Raw genomic sequence first — 371 nt, forward strand, 5'->3', positions numbered from 1 at the left:
GCACGGGGACAGTTTGCGGCGCTTTCCGCTTTTATGGTCTAATGGCCGACGACGAAACAGGGGTGCTTCGAGTGCGGCCATGGGTAGTTCCGGGCAACGCTGCGAGGCTGAGAAAGACCCTTCGCACCCGATCCGGGTAATACCGGCGAGGGAAGTTTCTGATCCCGCCGGGCCGCGCTGGCCGCCATCCCACATGGTCAGCGTCCGAGTCCCGCCCGGCCGGCCTTTGCTGCCGGTTTCGTCCTTTTGGGTACGCGCATCGCGCGTTACGGAAGGAATGATGACCGCTCAATCTTCAGTCTTTTTCGCTGTTCCCGATCCGCTGCCGCGTGCGTCTGCACGAGGCGGCGCGCACGCGCCTGCGTCGGCCG

1 riboswitch is annotated in these 371 nt (G+C 64.7%).

Annotated features, from left to right (window positions below):
* Window positions 1–48 precede the first annotated feature (48 nt).
* A riboswitch (TPP riboswitch) is annotated at window positions 49–171 on the forward strand.
* The last annotated feature ends 200 nt before the right edge of the window (window positions 172–371 follow it).

This window comes from Achromobacter sp. SIMBA_011 (genome assembly GCF_046535435.1).
In the GTDB taxonomy this organism is placed as follows: Bacteria; Pseudomonadota; Gammaproteobacteria; order Burkholderiales; family Burkholderiaceae_B; genus Achromobacter; species Achromobacter dolens.